Annotated in this window: 15 protein-coding genes; 4 read left to right on the forward strand and 11 right to left on the reverse strand. The window is 41.7% G+C overall.

Features of this window, described 5'->3' with window-relative positions; all coding sequences use genetic code 11:
- Positions 1-7 precede the first annotated feature (7 nt).
- The 3 genes from NFS18_RS08850 to NFS18_RS08860 are packed head-to-tail and all read right to left on the reverse strand — an operon-like array spanning position 8 to position 2,676.
- Entirely contained in the window at positions 8-1,231 is a 1,224-nt protein-coding gene (locus NFS18_RS08850) for a hypothetical protein (RefSeq protein WP_251389699.1), read from the reverse strand.
- Positions 1,215-2,459 (reverse strand): DNA cytosine methyltransferase, encoded by a 1,245-nt coding sequence (locus NFS18_RS08855; protein ID WP_251389700.1) that lies wholly within the window; start codon positions 2,457-2,459, stop codon positions 1,215-1,217. Before NFS18_RS08855 ends, NFS18_RS08850 begins: the two co-directional genes overlap by 17 nt.
- A 4-nt stretch (positions 2,460-2,463) precedes the next feature.
- The gene (locus NFS18_RS08860; RefSeq protein ID WP_251389701.1) at positions 2,464-2,676 is read right to left on the reverse strand and encodes a helix-turn-helix domain-containing protein; all 213 of its coding nucleotides are present in this window, start codon (positions 2,674-2,676) and stop codon (positions 2,464-2,466) included.
- A gap of 447 nt (positions 2,677-3,123) precedes the next feature.
- Between NFS18_RS08860 and NFS18_RS08865 the strand changes: the two genes are divergently transcribed.
- Both NFS18_RS08865 and NFS18_RS08870 read left to right on the forward strand, forming a co-directional pair.
- On the forward strand, positions 3,124-4,191 hold the full coding sequence (locus tag NFS18_RS08865) for a sensor histidine kinase (protein WP_251389702.1): 1,068 nt from the start codon (positions 3,124-3,126) through the stop codon (positions 4,189-4,191).
- Between the two features lie 20 nt (positions 4,192-4,211).
- On the forward strand, positions 4,212-4,829 hold the full coding sequence (locus tag NFS18_RS08870) for a response regulator (RefSeq protein ID WP_251389703.1): 618 nt from the start codon (positions 4,212-4,214) through the stop codon (positions 4,827-4,829).
- On the opposite strand, the gene NFS18_RS08875 is transcribed toward NFS18_RS08870, so the two are convergent.
- The 6 genes from NFS18_RS08875 to hrcA all read right to left on the reverse strand — a co-directional run bounded on the left by NFS18_RS08875 (position 4,826) and on the right by hrcA (position 11,872).
- Positions 4,826-5,677, reverse strand: coding sequence for an aldo/keto reductase (locus tag NFS18_RS08875; RefSeq protein ID WP_251389722.1), 852 nt, complete (start codon positions 5,675-5,677; stop codon positions 4,826-4,828). The two genes, NFS18_RS08870 and NFS18_RS08875, sit on opposite strands and share 4 nt — an antisense overlap.
- Before the next feature lie 45 nt (positions 5,678-5,722).
- Positions 5,723-6,199, reverse strand: coding sequence for a YbaK/EbsC family protein (locus NFS18_RS08880; RefSeq protein ID WP_251389704.1), 477 nt, complete (start codon positions 6,197-6,199; stop codon positions 5,723-5,725).
- Positions 6,200-6,395: 196 nt separating this feature from the next.
- Positions 6,396-7,580, reverse strand: a complete 1,185-nt coding sequence (dnaJ, locus tag NFS18_RS08885; protein WP_251389705.1) for a molecular chaperone DnaJ — start codon at positions 7,578-7,580, stop codon at positions 6,396-6,398.
- A gap of 373 nt (positions 7,581-7,953) precedes the next feature.
- Entirely contained in the window at positions 7,954-9,819 is a 1,866-nt protein-coding gene (dnaK, locus tag NFS18_RS08890; protein WP_251389706.1) for a molecular chaperone DnaK, read from the reverse strand.
- 298 nt (positions 9,820-10,117) lie between these two features.
- Positions 10,118-10,795, reverse strand: a complete 678-nt coding sequence (gene grpE / locus NFS18_RS08895; protein ID WP_251389723.1) for a nucleotide exchange factor GrpE — start codon at positions 10,793-10,795, stop codon at positions 10,118-10,120.
- A gap of 27 nt (positions 10,796-10,822) precedes the next feature.
- Complete coding sequence (gene hrcA / locus NFS18_RS08900) at positions 10,823-11,872, reverse strand: heat-inducible transcriptional repressor HrcA (protein ID WP_251389707.1); 1,050 nt, start codon at positions 11,870-11,872, stop codon at positions 10,823-10,825.
- A gap of 246 nt (positions 11,873-12,118) precedes the next feature.
- On the opposite strand from hrcA, the gene NFS18_RS08905 reads away from it, so the two are divergent.
- A complete protein-coding gene (locus NFS18_RS08905) occupies positions 12,119-12,658 on the forward strand; it encodes a chromate transporter (RefSeq protein ID WP_251389708.1) in 540 nt (179 codons plus the stop codon).
- A gap of 3 nt (positions 12,659-12,661) precedes the next feature.
- Positions 12,662-13,216, forward strand: coding sequence for a chromate transporter (locus tag NFS18_RS08910; RefSeq protein ID WP_251389709.1), 555 nt, complete (start codon positions 12,662-12,664; stop codon positions 13,214-13,216).
- A 139-nt stretch (positions 13,217-13,355) separates the two neighbouring features.
- Here the strand turns inward: NFS18_RS08910 and hemW are convergent, their stop codons facing one another.
- Both hemW and lepA read right to left on the reverse strand, forming a co-directional pair.
- A complete protein-coding gene (gene hemW / locus NFS18_RS08915; RefSeq protein ID WP_251389710.1) occupies positions 13,356-14,603 on the reverse strand; it encodes a radical SAM family heme chaperone HemW in 1,248 nt (415 codons plus the stop codon).
- An 81-nt stretch (positions 14,604-14,684) separates the two neighbouring features.
- Positions 14,685-16,499, reverse strand: a complete 1,815-nt coding sequence (gene lepA, locus NFS18_RS08920; protein ID WP_251389711.1) for a translation elongation factor 4 — start codon at positions 16,497-16,499, stop codon at positions 14,685-14,687.
- Positions 16,500-16,504: the final 5 nt, after the last annotated feature.

Genomic DNA, 16,504 nt, shown 5'->3' on the forward strand with positions numbered 1-16,504 from the left:
CTTCGAATCATAATTTATGATTCAAAAATTCTCTTTCCATACTTGATCCATTTGATTTATTGCAATATGGACATATATCTTCATCTTTTTCTCTAAATCCCTCTTCTTGGGAAATTATTTCCTGTACATATGTCTTTCCACAATGTTTACAAATAACTGTATTTATTCCATAGCTCTGTTTATTCACTTGTCCGAAAAAAAATGTTTCTAACGCATCCATTGATATTTCATATTTAATATTTGTTATTCTTGATACAGCTGAACTCCATGCTAATATTCGTTTACCTAATTCAGAATGACGAGACGGATATCTTTCAAGTAAAACAGGTATTCCCTTATCTGCCATTACTTGTAAGAAAATGTCAACATTATTTTTTACTCGTCGAAATACTCCCGGGAATTTAACTACTTCTCCATTTGACATTTGCATTTCTTCTTGACCGCCTGCTGAAAACTGATCTCTAATATGTGGATCAACCACTCCCTGCGAAGTTAACCATAATGCATATCTATCATAATCTCCACCAAATACTTCTGGATAATTAACACAGCCATATACTGTTAATTTTCTTTTTTCATCAGTTGGAACATTTTTCCATAGCCTTATAGTTGCGGAAACTGTTTCATCGGCAGCGTCTCCCGCCCACCAAAGTCTCTCCCCCGGCTTTAATTGACTCCTATAATATTTAGAGACTGGGGCAATAGGATTTTCCATCTGTCGTAACTCATCATACGAAATGCCAATTTTATCAAAAATTGTATCACCTTTATTCAATTTCATGTTAATCAAATATCTTGGCATATGAGTAACAGCAATCCCATATAAACATTCTTCATATGGTTTAGAAATAAATTCCACAGAACTGCCACCAAGTTTTCCAAATGTCATGTATATTCTTTCAACGTCAGATACTCTTGTTGTTTCCAGAATACTGCTTCCTGTTGAAGTCCAATGGTTCTCTTTGGTGCTCTTTACTTCAACTCCATAGAATTTAGCGGCAACAATATCTGGAAATTTTTGTCCAGATATTTTCTCAATCGTATTCTCAAACGGTGTTCCTATGGCACACTCCTCTAATGCAGATTTCACATCATCTTCTAACGGATTTCCTCCTCGAGTTGCATAGTATTTCGGTCTTTTTTTTGCATCCTCATTTAATACTTGATCTGTTTTTAACATTAAATCCTTAAATTCTGACAAATCTGGTTTTGAATTAACTGAAATTATCATTTTCGGTCTCCTTAAAATAAATATCCCATTTCTGTTCAAGATTTTTAGCTATATTATAAGCCATTACACAAGGTACTGCATTACCTATTATTTTATATGCTTCACTTGCGGATACACCTTTGTTTTGCTCCGTCTTTTTTAAGATGAACTGATAATTATCTGGAAATGTCTGTATTCGAGCACATTCTCTTACGGTTAATCTACGTTCCTGTAAATGATTTACAAGTTCCTCTTCATGTTTTCCACCATGTTCTTTACTCAACCGTCTAAATTCGATGTTACCATGATGTTCAGATCTTATAGTGGGTGCAACACCATCCAATTTAACTTCTACCTGCCCTTGGCAATGTTTCCCCATATATTTAGCTTTAGAATATTTTTTCTGAGATATATCATTACTGCATTCCGGTTCTTCCAGATTTATAAATGCATCATTACATGTTACAACTGGAAAAAGATTATCCCCATGCGTTTTTATTGGATATGGATCATACTCTATCGGAATCACACTTTCTTTTAAAGCCTTTTTTGCGGTTCTGGTTAATGCGCTTTTTTTTAAGCCGAAAAAAATAACTCTTTCTCTTGATTGAGGAACACCGTAATCCGGAGCATATAAAACTTTAGCAGGAACAACTAAATAGCCCCCATTACCTGCTTCCGAAAAATCATGTTCAATAATCTCTTTTACATCTTCGAGATTAGTTAATCCCTTAACATTCTCCGCAATAAACAACTTAGGAGCAGTTATACTTATTACTTCCCTCATCCACATATAAAGTTGTCCACGACTCTCTATTGATGGTTCATCTTTGTCAAGTTTTTCTCCCAAATGACTTTTCCGTGAATTAAATCCTAACCTTTTTCCAGCTATTGAAAAATCTTGACAAGGAAATCCTCCTGTTACAACATCTATATTACTTGGAAATACTTTCTTACCTAATTTTGCTTCTTTAACTAAATCAACTATACTTTCCAAGTGATAAATTTCATTTGCGTCTGGCTTCTCATGCTTAAAATATGATACCCAAGCGGCTTTGGCATCTGGGCGAATATCATTAGCAAAAACCGTATCAAATACTGTAGGAGCAACTCTAACCCAATCTCCTGCTTCTTCCTGAATCCAATCGGAATGCAATTTGCAATTGATTGACTTTTTCAGGCACCAAAAATCCCCTTCAAATCCAATATCCATTCCACCACATCCAGAAAACAATGACAATAACTTCATTTTTTTAGTTCTCCTCAAATTTAACAAAATCTAAAATATCATTTGGTGTACAACCCAATACCATACATATTTTTCCTATCACTTCTATTGAAACAAATTCATCCTTCCCAAGATGTGCCAATGCGTTACTGCTGATTCTAGCTTTATGCATTAAATCGACTTTTTTCATTTTTTTATCTATTAACAACTTCCATAGTTTATCGTAACATACAGTCATCAAATTCCTCCTAACAAAAACTTTCTTTCAATATATCACATTTCACTCCTTTCCTCAATTTATTTTCTCAATTCTCAAATTTATTTTTACTTAATAATTATATAAATAAGAGATATGTGTATGAATTTTTCTATTTTCAAACACATATCTCCAAATATATTTACCATGACAATGTTTCCATTATTTTTTTATTACTTTATAAATACGAATCCCATCACGTAACCCACATCAATATAAGAATTGTTCAGCATCAGCACCACTGTTAAAGATCATATCACCGTATCTTACAATTTCTGTACACCTTGCGTATATCCACAATCTTTTCGTCTTTCAACAATTTCATTTAATATGATTTCATCTCCCCTATCTTACATTATTTCTTTTTTTCTTTGCCTGTCTTTCTCTTTTATGATACGATGTACATGTACATAAGAAGGAGAACCTGCTATGCGATACTTTCAAGATTTGATCCTGCTGTATATTTTTGGTTCATCAGCAGTATTATTTACAGAAATCACACCATCTCTTGTTGTTGCATTTTTATTTGCAGCGATACTTATCTGTGCTTGTTATTTCCTGGAATCACGGACATTCCGAACATTCTTAAACTGCCTGTATTTTATCGGAGCATTGTTTATGCCGGTCTGTTTCTGCTTTTACCCGGTCATATTCTACCTTTTGCTTCGGGATAAACAATTCATCTGCGGACTTTTGGGAATTGTCTTCTATATGTATCATATCCTTGGTTCCAGCATGACGGCTATTCAGATATTTTTTGGCTGCCTGGCATTTGCAGCTGCATGGATTCTGCAGACACGAACTCAGGAATATAAGAATCTGAGCCTCAAATTTTATCATACAAAGGATGACAGTCAGGAACGTGAACTTTTGCTGACTGAAAAAAATGAATCACTGTTAGAAATGCAGAACTTTGAAATTTATGCCGCCACGCTCAAAGAACGTAACCGGATCGCCCGGGAAATACACGACAATGTGGGGCATGTCCTTTCTCGCTCCATTTTGCTGACTGGAGCGTTAAAAACTCTCAACACACAGGATGAACTGTCTCCTATGCTGGAGAATCTGGATATTTCCCTGAATTCTGCCATGGACAGCATCCGTACCAGTGTCCATGACCTGCATGACGAAGCAGTCAATCTGGAAGAGGCAGTTCGCGGAATGGTGGCGGACTTTACATTCTGCCCGGTACAACTTAACTACGACATGGGAAAGGAACTTCCAAAGGATATCAAATACTGTTTTATCAGTATTACCAAGGAAGCGCTTGCCAATATCATAAAGCACAGCAATGCTGCGAAAGTTTCTATTCTCATGCGGGAGCATCCGGCATTGTATCAGCTCTGCATTGAAGATAACGGCTCCGTTACTACAGCAAAAGAAAGCTCGGGTATTGGTCTTTCCAACATGAAAGAGCGTATCCGCAGCTTAAATGGAACATTTCAGATTATACAGAAACAAGGGTTTAAGATCTTTATCACCGTACCGAAACAATAATTCTTCCGGAGGAACAAGATATGAATATTATAATTGTAGATGATGACGTCCTTGTATCAGGCGCACTTAAAACAATCTTAGAGGCAAATGAAGATATTACCGTATCTGCTGTCGGCACAGACGGTAAAGATGCTATATCTCTTTATCAAAAACATCATCCTGACATACTGCTTTTGGACATCCGCATGAAAGAAATGAACGGACTGGAAGCCTCCGAAATCATTTTAAAAGAATTTCCAGAGGCAAAAATCCTGCTTCTCACTACATTCTCTGATGATGAATATATTGTAAAAGCAATAAAATTGGGCGCCAAAGGATATCTGCTCAAACAAGATTACACCAGTCTTCTGCCCGCTCTGCGTGCCGTCCATTCTGGGCAGACCGTATTCGGAAATGAAATTGCTGCTAAGATTCCCCATGTCATTCAGAATACAGAAGCTTTTGATTATTCCGCATATGAAATCAGCGAAAGGGAACTAGAAATCATCCGTTTGATCGCCGATGGACTCAGCAACAAAGAAATCGCCTCAGAGTTATTCTTAAGTGAAGGTACTGTACGAAATTACCTAAGTACAATACTGGATAAATTAAACCTGCGCGACCGGACACAGCTTGCCGTTTTTTATTATCAACATTAATAGACTCTTTCTCTGTCCGGATGCTCTCCTGACCAGCCTGCCTGCGGCATTGTCCGCAAACGAAACATATCTTCTTTAGAAATCTCAAAACCAAATAAATCCTGGTTCTGCTTCATCCTCTCCATCGTAGAGGACTTTGGCAGCGGGATCACACCATTCTGAATAGCAAACTTAAGACACAATTGTGCGGGAGATACCTGATATTTCTCGGTCAGTTCCAAGAACAGCTTATCTCCGAACATTCTTCCCCGTCCGATAGGACTCCATCCCTGTACACAGATGTCATGTTCTTTACAATACTGTACCGCAGCTTCCTGCGTATATCCGGGATGATACTCCAATTGATCTGCCATAGGAGCAATTTCACAATTCTCCAAAAGGTTTTCGATATGATGGGGCAGGAAATTACTCAGTCCAATCGCACGAACTTTCCCTTCCTTGTACAATTCTTCCATTGCCCGCCATGTCTCTATATCTAGTGTTTTCCAATCCTTATAATCCGGCGTTGGAAGAGGCCAGTGGATCAGGTATAAATCTAAATAATCCGTTCCCAGATTCTCCACCGTTCTTGCAAAAGCAGCTTTCGTTTCCTCATATCCCATCTCTGTTTTCCATACCTTAGACGTGATAAAGAACTCTTCTCTTGAAATACCACTTTCCTGAATCGCCTCTCCTAAATATTTCTCTGTTCCGTAGAAAGACGCCGTATCAAAATACCGGTATCCGGCTTCAATTGCAAGACAAATCACTGCTGCACTTTCATCCGCTGCTGCTTTATATGTTCCATATCCAAGACAAGGGATTTGTACATCATTGCTTAATGTGTAACAATCGTAAATGCTTTTCATCTTCATTCACCTTTCTTCTATTGAGATATGTGCTTTTATAATTTGTTAATCCATTTCAATAATTTTGCACACATCAATCCATTCCATATATCCTGTATGTTTTTGTATTTCATCGATTGTCAGCTTCACGGCGCTGTTGGAGCTGCCTGCCGCCGGATAGATTACATCAAATCGTTTCAGAGATTCGTCCAAATATACTTTGATTCCTTCCTTGAGCACGAACGGGCAGACTCCTCCTGGGGCATGTCCTGTTGCCGCCTCTACCTCGTCATATGTAATCATTTTTGCCTTCTGATGGAAATGTGCTTTGAACTTTTTATTGTCCACCTTCGTATCTCCTGCAGTCACAATGAGAACCGGGGCTTCATCCACATAAAAAGACATCGTTTTTGCAATCTTTGCAGGCTCACACCCCACTGCCGCCGCCGCAAGAGCAACTGTTGCACTGGACCTTTCAAACTGCAGTACCTTATCTCCAATTCCCTGTTCATCAAAATATGACTTTACCTTTTCAAATGACATCTCTTATCTCCATTCTATCACTTTTTTGTAACTATTCATCCTTCCGCTTCATAGTCACTAAATCCGCCCTATTTTAAATTCACCTTCGGTGAAAGGGCGGATTCTATTTTTAATCAAATTTTGTTCCGCTGTGAACACCATGGGTGTAAACAGTATCAGAAAAGAGACGGTATCATTTCTGCCGTCTCTTTTTTTCTTATTCTTCAAATGCTTCTTTTACCTTATCCATGAATCCTTTTTTCTTCTTCCCTTTTTCATCTTCCGGAGTCGCCTGATTCAGACTGTTTCCTGCAAGCAAATCAAACTTACGAAGAGCTTCCTTTGCTTCTGCACTCAGCTTATCCGGTGTCTGGATTACCAGCGTCACATAATGGTCACCGCGCACAGAAGAATTTCTCAGTGACGGAACTCCCTTGCCTTTTAAGCGTACCTTTGTATCGGTTTTTGTTCCCGGCTTCACTGTATAAATAACATCGCCGTCAACAGTCGGCACTTTCACATCGCCGCCCAATGCCGCCTGAGCAAAAGAAATCGACACAGTTGAGAAAATGTGTACATCCTGACGCTGGAAAATCGGATGTCTGGATACATTCACTTCTACAAGCAGATCACCTCTCGGTCCGCCGTTTATACCCGGCTCACCCTTTTCGCGGATACGTACACTCTGTCCGTTGTCAATTCCCGCCGGAATAGACACCTGAATCTTCTTTCGGCTGGAGGTATATCCTGTTCCTGCACAGGAAGAACATTTCTCCTTGATCACCTTACCAGATCCGCCACAATTTGGACAAGTCTGCACATTCTGAACAGTTCCGAAGAAAGACTGGGATGTAAATACAACCTGTCCTTTTCCGCCGCATTTCGGACAAGTTTCCGGTGATGTTCCCGGCTTCGCACCTGTACCATTACAAGTTGTACATGGATCTTTTAATACCAGATCCAGTTCTTTCTCACAGCCAAACACAGCCTCTTCAAATGTAATACGGATACTTTTACGAATATTTGCACCCTTCATAGGACCATTGTTGGCACGTCCTCCTCTTCTTCCGCCTCCGCCAAACAAATCGCCGAAGATATCCCCAAATATATCGCCGAAATCAGCGCTATTAAAGTCAAAACCGCCGAAACCACCCGCTCCGCCGGCGCCGCCTTCAAATGCCGCATGCCCGAACTGGTCATACTGGCGGCGTTTGTCCGCATCACTCAATACGGCATAGGCTTCTGATGCTTCTTTAAACTTTTTTTCTGCTTCTGCATCGCCCGGATTCATATCGGGATGATATTTCTTTGCCAGCACACGGTATGCCTTTTTGATTGCTGCGTCATCAGCATCTTTACCAACACCGAGCACCTCATAATAATCTCTTTTCGTCTCTGCCATAATTATCTAACCTTTCATCTGTCACTTACTCAAAAACGTCCACCGGACGTTTTTATCGCATGCTTGACAACATAGAAATTCTACGAAACCGAATAACTCCGGTTCCGTAGAATTATATCTCACCTCGCTAAGTGCCGCGCATGATGTTCGATTTACCAGGCTCTTTAGAATGATACTCCTCTCTATGTCCAGAGTATCTACCTTCACTCTAAGCTCGCAAAACACCTCGCCAAGTGTTCAGGCATCACCAAGTTCCCTCGAACAGTCTTCGCACTAAGCTCTGTAGATGATACTCCTCTCTTTGTTCGGAGTATCTACCCTCACACTAGGCTCGTAAAAAACCTCGCCAAGTGTTCAGGCATCGCTAAGCGCTCTAGACTTCTTTGAAATCTCCGTCTACGACATCATCATAACCTTCCGGAGCCGGTCCTGCTTCTGGTGTCGGTCCTGCCTGAGGACCTGCACCTGATGCTGCACCAGCCTGCTCATACATCTTCGTGAACAGCTTCTGAGCACTTTCCATCAGTTTTTCTTTTGCAGCTTTGATTTCTGCTACCTGCTCATCTGTTGTCTCTTCTGGTGCAGACTTTGCAAGTATATCTTTCAGAGCCTGGCAGTCAGCTTCTACAGCCGCTTTATCTGTTGCATCCAGCTTGTCGCCTACTTCACTGATAGCCTTCTCTGTCTGGAATACCATCGCATCAGCTTCGTTTCTTGTATCAATTGCTTCCTTACGCTTCTTATCCTGAGCTTCAAACTCAGCAGCTTCTTTCACTGCCTTGTCAATATCTGCATCAGACATGTTGGAACCAGCTGTAATTGTGATATGCTGCTCTTTGCCTGTTCCCAAATCCTTTGCAGATACATTTACAATACCATTGGCATCAATGTCAAATGTTACTTCAATCTGCGGGATTCCACGCGGAGCCGGCGGAATTCCATCCAGTCTGAATTGTCCGAGAGATTTGTTATCCCTTGCGAACTGTCTTTCACCCTGTACAACATTGATATCTACTGCTGTCTGATTATCTGCTGCTGTAGAGAAAACCTGACTCTTCTTTGTCGGAATTGTAGTATTTCTTTCAATCAGTCTTGTAGCAACGCCGCCCATTGTCTCAATAGACAATGACAGTGGAGTAACATCCAGAAGAAGGATATCTCCTGCACCTGCGTCTCCGGCAAGCTTACCACCCTGTACGGAAGCTCCAAGCGCTACACACTCATCTGGATTCAGAGACTTACTCGGCTCTTTTCCTGTCAAACGTTTTACCTCTTCCTGTACAGCCGGAATACGTGTAGAACCGCCGACAAGCAGTACCTGACCTAATTCAGAAGCGCTGAGTCCTGCGTCAGACAGCGCACGTTTTACCGGTTCTGCTGTCTTCTCTACAAGGTCGTGTGTCAGCTCGTCAAATTTTGCTCTTGTCAGGTTCATATCAAAATGCTTCGGTCCCTCAGCAGTTGCTGTGATAAACGGAAGGTTGATATTTGTTGTTGTAGAAGAAGAAAGCTCTTTCTTTGCTTTCTCTGCTGCTTCTTTCAGTCTTTGGAGAGCCATCTTGTCTGTAGACAGGTCTACACCCTCTTTCGCCTTGAAGTCTGCCAGCATATAATCTGTAATCTTCTGATCAAAGTCATCTCCTCCAAGTCTGTTGTTACCCGCTGTAGAAAGAACTTCTATAACACCATCGCCAATCTCGATGATGGATACATCAAATGTACCGCCGCCAAGGTCATATACCATGATTTTCTGCTCTTTTTCGTTATCAAGTCCGTAAGCCAGCGCTGCTGCTGTAGGCTCGTTGATGATACGTTTTACATCCAGACCCGCAATTTTACCTGCATCCTTTGTAGCCTGACGCTGTGCGTCGTTGAAATAAGCCGGAACTGTAATAACAGCCTCTGTCACTTTTTCACCAAGATATCCTTCTGCATCAGCTTTCAGTTTCTGAAGAATCATTGCAGAAATCTCTTGCGGGGAATACTTCTTTTCATCAATTGTCACTTTAAAATCTGAACCCATCTCTCTTTTAATAGATGCAATAGTCTTGTCGGCATTTGTTACTGCCTGACGCTTCGCAGGCTCACCTACCAGACGCTCTCCGGTCTTTGTAAATGCTACTACAGACGGTGTTGTTCTAGCACCTTCTGTATTTGTGATAACAGTTGGCTGCCCGCCTTCCATTACTGCTACACAGCTGTTTGTTGTACCCAAATCAATACCAATAATTTTTCCCATTTTTATGTCCTCCTGTTTTTATATTGAAGTTCTGCTTGCAAAGCTCAATCTGTACCTCGCTAAGCCTGGAATGTTCACGACTTTCGCACTAAGCTCAAAAACACTTCGCTAAGTCTGGAATGTTCGATTCACTAGACTCGAAATGACCTCGTCAAGTTCTTCGAACGACTTTCGCACTAAGCTCAAGAACACTTCGCTAAGCCTGGAATGTTCGATTCACTAGACTCGAAATGACCTCGTCAAGTTCTTCGAACGACTTTCGCACTAAGCTCAAAAACACTTCGCTAAGTGCTCAATGTCAATTTGCTACTTTTACCATGCTGTATCTCACGACTGTATCGCGGTACATATAACCTTTTTGAAGTTCTTCGGCAACTATATTTGCCCCCAGACTCTCATCTTCCACATGCAGCACAGCATTGTGGAAATCTGGGTTGAATTCCTGACCCACGGCTTCGATAGGCTTTACCCCGATGCCTTCCAGGGTTGTCATCAGTTTCTTATAAACCATCTCCATTCCCTGTACAAATGCGTCATTCTTATCTGCTTCCTCTACGGTTCCGAAACCTCTTTCAAAGTCATCGATAACCGAAAGAATTTTTTCTATGACATCTTTCGCACCTACCTCGTACATCTGAGACTTCTCCTTATCTGTACGCTTGCGGAAGTTATCAAACTCTGCCATTTGACGAGTAATTCGATCTGTCAGTTCCTCAATCTTCTCGTCTTTCTTATCTTTTTTCTTCTTTTTCCCGAAAAGACCTTTTCCGGATTTTGTATCTTGTTCCTCAATCTCTTCGTTTTCAACAGCTTCCTCTACCTCATCGGCATTCTCTTCTGCATCTGTGTTTTCCTCTGCTTCTTCTGAATCTCCCGGAGCCTCCGCTTCTGCCTCATCTCCTGTTTCTGCAGCTTCTCTGGCTGCCTTTGCCCTGGCTTCCTCTACAGCTTCCTTTACCATATCCTCTTTGCTCATATTTTCTGCCACCAGCTATTCACCTTCCTATTCTTTTGAATCCTTATAGTAAATCGCATCCAGTTCATTTTGCAAAATTTTCAGCGATTTCATAACATGTTTGTAATCCATACGCTTCGGACCGATAATACCGATGGTACCTTTCATGCCCTCCCCCAACTCGTAAGTTGCAGTCACAACACTGCAGTCCTTCATTGTCTTCACCGGTGCCTCGTCTCCGATATACACCTGAATTCCATGATTTTCTTCACTGGCCAATGTCTCGCTTACCAGTTCGGCAAGCTGTTGTTTCTCCTCAAATGCACTAATAATATCCTGTGCACTCTGCTTATCACTGAGCTCTGGATATTTGAAAATATTGGTCGCTCCGCTTGTATATATCTCCATGTCGTCATCCACATGAATGATATCCGCCACTGCATCCAGCACATTGCTGATTACCTGACTGTGAATGCCTGCCTGTTCTTTCAGTCTCGCAATCAGCCCGAGATTAATCTCTTCAATAGACATGCCATTAAGTGTTGTGTTAAGAAGCATATTCAGCTTCAACAATGTTTCATTGTCAAATGTTTCTTCTACCTCAATAATCTTGTTCTTAATAACATTGCCGCCCATTACGATAACTGCCACGATCTGCTCTGCATTTACCTGAGATAACTGAATGAACTTCAATGTATTCCGGCGGTTGATCGGAGCTGATACCAAAGTCGCATAATTCGTATTCGCTGCCAGCACCTTAGCTGCCTGTTTCAGCACTTTGTCGACCTTGTCAGTCTTTTCAAGCATCGTACTTTTCAATTCCTCAAGCTCTTGTTCCTTTTCCTCCATCAGCATATCCACATAAAGCCGATATCCCTTATCGGAAGGAATCCGTCCCGCTGACGTATGAGGCTGGAAAATATATCCCAACTCTTCCAAGTCTGCCATCTCATTACGAATAGTTGCGGAACTTAAATTCAAATCTGTTGATTTGGAAAGGGTTCTTGAACCAACCGGTTCTCCGGTCTCCAGATAGTTCTGGATAATGGCTTTTAATATAGTATGTTTTCTTTCACTTAATTCTATTTCCTGCGCCATGGTTCCTCCTTTCTTTCGGCTATTAGCACTCGTTTATTTTGAGTGCTAACACCTTTCGTATATTAAGATATCACCACACTTTCTTTTTGTCAACACTGTTTATGTTTTTTTTATATATTGAATATTTGCAGAAAATATCGTAAGATAATTTTCGGATCTCACCTATTATTATCCGTGAAACAGGTAAAAATATAGCAGCCAGAAATTATATTTCATAAAAATTAAAAAACATAATTGGAGGTTAGTATGAAAAAGTTAATAGAACTATACTGGGCTTTCTTCCGCATAGGCGGTCTGACATTCGGCGGCGGCATGGCAATGCTCCCTATGCTAAAGCAGGAAGTCGTTAAAAAATATGGCTGGTCCACCGAAGAAGAGCTTCTGGATATTTATGCGATCGGTCAATGTACACCCGGTATTATCGCGATCAACACCGCTACTTATATCGGTTATCAGCAGAAAGGGATATTAGGAGGTATTTTCGGAACTTTGGGAATGCTTTCCCCATCTATTATTATCATCACCCTGATTGCAACGATATTAAAAAGTTTCATAGATCTGCCAGTGGTTCTCCATGCACTTGCAGGCATTCGGATCGCAGTCTGCGCATTGATGCTCCAGACTGTATATTCTCTGGCAAAAGCAGGCGTCAAAAATTTCCTTGGACTTTTTATTTTCCTTGCCGGATTTCTGCTCGCAACATTTACTCCTGTTCCGACAATCCTGCTTGTGGTACTAGCGGCAGTCATTGGAATTGTAACATCTGCAAGAAAGGGGGATGCATAAAACATGATTTATCTGACTCTTCTTTGTGAATTCTTTAAGATTGGTCTTTTTGCTGTAGGAGGCGGAATGGCTACCGTGCCTTTTCTCATGGAACTTGCAGAACGTTATCCATGGTTTACTCCGGCGGAACTGGCAAATATGATTGCCATCAGTGAAAGCACTCCGGGACCTATCGGAATCAATATGGCAACCTATGCCGGATATAATGCCGCCGGATTTCCCGGCTCTCTGTGCGCAACCTTCGGACTGGTCGCTCCCGCACTGATCATAATTGTGATTATTGCAAAATTCATGTCGGATTTCAGTGAAAATAAATATGTCAAAGGCGCCTTCACCGGAATCCGTCCGATGATCGCTGCATTGATCGGCTATGCAGTCTGGCAGATTGCAGTGATCACCTTTGCAGACACGTCCGGGGAAAAGATTGTATTCCGCTTTGACGCAATTTTAATCTGTACAGCACTGCTGATCTTATTCCAATGGAAGCCCACGAAAAAAATGCATCCGATTGTATGGATTGCGGTTGGCGCAGTTGTTGGAATTCTGTTTAAACTGTAATGAGCAAAATAAGGAATGTGCCAGGCACATTCCCGCGCCGGACGCGGTCACCCGCAGAACTTCCCATTTATCATGAAACCATGCGGCAGCTTCTTCTTTAGTATCACAATGAGCTGACATGCTCATACGTTCATAGATATTACTCCAGCAAAAACTGTTCAAACACATAATTGCTGATATCAATTCCTCGTTTAGTCAGCTCAATTCTCTCTTCATCAGACCTGATCAGACCATCGCCTGCCAGCCGCATTAATTGCTCCCCATAGACCTCTTCTATCTCTTTTTCAAAGTTTTCATAGAATTTTGTTCTGCTGACTCCTTCCATCATTCTCAATCCCAGAAACATAAATTCTTCCATCTCATTTGTCTTCTCCAGATACTCTGTTTCCTCATGAATATCCGTCCGGTTCTGCACCGCATCTATATACTCGTCATACCGAGACAAGTTACGGTAACGTTGTTTTCCTATAAGAGAGGAAGCTCCCAGTCCAATTCCCAGATATTCCTTTCTTCGCCAGTAACCTTCATTATGACGGCAGGCATATCCTTTTTTTGCATAATTGGAAATCTCATATCTATTGTAGCCATATTGCTGTAACAGTTTTTCTGTTTCTTCATAAATAGCACGCTCAACATCTTCGTTGGGAAGAGGCAAATACTCCCGCTCTTTCAGTTCACTCTTCACACTGCCGCACACTCTATATCTTTCAGAGACTGCTGTTGTTTCGGAAGTATCAACATCTCTATCTCTATCTTTATCATCTCCATAGAGTTTATAAAAAGATGTCCCCTCTTCCACGATCAGACTGTATGCGGAAATATGCTCCGGCTCCAGCTCTGCCACGGTACAAAGAGTCTTTCTCCAGCTATCCTGAGTCTGTCCTGGAATTGCAGATATCAAATCTACATTCAGATTCATAAATCCTTTTTTCCTCAGCAGGTAATATGTTTCCAAAAACTGCTCAAATGTATGAATCCGTCCCAGCATCCGAAGTTCCTCGTCATTGACTGTCTGCAGACCGATACTGATCCGGTTGATTCCAGCACGCTTCCATGCATCTGCTTTCTCTACTGTCACAGTTCCCGGATTAACTTCTATCGTAATTTCTGCATTTTCTTCAATAAGAAAATTTTCCCTGAGCGAGGCAAAAATACATTCCATCTGCGCTGCCGAAAGTATCGAAGGAGTACCTCCTCCCACAAAAATCGTCGTCACACGATACTCTCGGTACTGCTCTCTGTGTCCTTCTATTTCTCTTACTAAGGTTTCCACATACTCCTGCCGCTTTTCTTCATCTGCGGGCGCAGATAAAAAATCACAATACGCACACTTCTTTACACAAAAAGGAATGTGTACATATAACTCTAGTTCTTTTCTTTTTTCCAAACCACATACTCCTGCTGTTTCCCCAAAAATAATTATGCTCCAAATATCCAGAAGCTATTTGGAGCATAATCCTTTTAAATCCTAATCTTCATCCAACTTTAACACACTCATAAACGCTTTCTGTGGAATCTCTACATTGCCAACCTGGCGCATACGCTTCTTTCCCTCTTTCTGCTTCTCCAAAAGCTTCTTCTTACGGGAAATATCTCCGCCGTAACATTTTGCTAATACATCTTTACGCATTGCCTTGACAGTCTCACGGGCAATAATTTTACTTCCGATAGCCGCCTGTATCGGAATCTCAAAGAGTTGTCTCGGAATCTCCTGTTTCAGCTTTTCACACATCTTCCGGCCACGTTCATAAGCTGTCGCACTGTGTACAATAAAGGAGAGTGCGTCCACTTCCTCTTTATTGATCAGGATATCCAGCTTCACAAGATCAGACCGTTCATAACCAAGCAGTTCATAATCAAAAGATGCATACCCTCTGGAACGTGATTTGAGTGCGTCAAAGAAATCATAGATAATCTCATTAAGCGGCAGATGATAGTTCAGTACCGCACGCTTCTCTTCAATGTATTCCATGCCCTGATATACTCCCCGGCGTTCCTGACACAAATCCATGATCGCCCCGATAAACTCAGAGGTCACCATGATTTCCGCCTTTACCATTGGCTCTTCCATAAACTCAATTTCCGCCGGATCCGGCAGGTTGGTCGGGTTTGTCAAATCAATAACCTCTCCGTTTGTCTTATGAACCTTATAAATAACACTGGGCGCTGTCGTTACCAGATCCAGATTATATTCTCGCTCAAGACGTTCCTGAATGATCTCCAAATGAAGAAGTCCTAAGAATCCGCATCGAAATCCGAATCCTAACGCTACAGATGTTTCCGGTTCAAACTGCAAAGCCGCATCATTTAACTGCAATTTTTCCAACGCATCCCGCAGGTCCGGATATTTCGCTCCGTCCGCCGGATACATACCGCAGTATACCATCGGATTGACCTTCTTATATCCCGGCAATGGCTCTGCACAAGGATTTGCCGCATTGGTCACCGTATCACCCACACGGGTATCCTTTACATTTTTCAGACTGGCGGTAAAATATCCTACCATGCCGGCGCTCAATTCATCACATGGGAAGAACTGTCCCGCACCGAAATATCCTACTTCTACAACCTCAGCCTTTGCTCCGGTCGCCATCATCAAAATCGGAGTGCCCTTTCGTATCGATCCTTCCATCAATCGGCAGAATACAATCACTCCCTTATACGGGTCATACACAGAATCAAAGATCAACGCCTGCAGAGGCGCCGATGCGTCTCCCGCCGGCGCCGGTATCTGATGAACAATTGCTTCTAAGACATCTTCCACATTTAATCCGGTCTTCGCAGATATCAGTGGAGCTTCCTCTGCATCTAACCCGATGACATCTTCAATCTCCTCTTTGACACGATCTGGTTCTGCACTCGGTAAATCAATCTTATTGATAACCGGCATTACGTCCAGATCATGATCCAACGCCAGATACACATTTGCCAGTGTCTGAGCTTCCACTCCCTGTGCCGCGTCAACTACAAGAATCGCCCCGTCGCATGCCGCAAGACTCCGGGAAACCTCATAATTAAAATCTACGTGCCCCGGCGTATCGATCAAATTAAAGATATACTCTTCTCCGTCCTTCGCCTTATACACGGTACGCACTGCCTGAGATTTGATCGTAATACCACGTTCTCTCTCCAGATCCATGTTGTCCAGCACCTGCGACTGCATCTCACGGCTTGTAAGAAGCCCTGTCATTTCAATAATACGGTCTGCCAATGTGGATTTTCCATGGTCGATATGTGCAATAATACAAAAATTACGAATTTTATTCTGATCTATTCCAGCCACTTCTC

Source organism: Mediterraneibacter agrestimuris (genome assembly GCF_943193195.1).
In the GTDB taxonomy this organism is placed as follows: Bacteria; Bacillota; Clostridia; order Lachnospirales; family Lachnospiraceae; genus Schaedlerella; species Schaedlerella agrestimuris.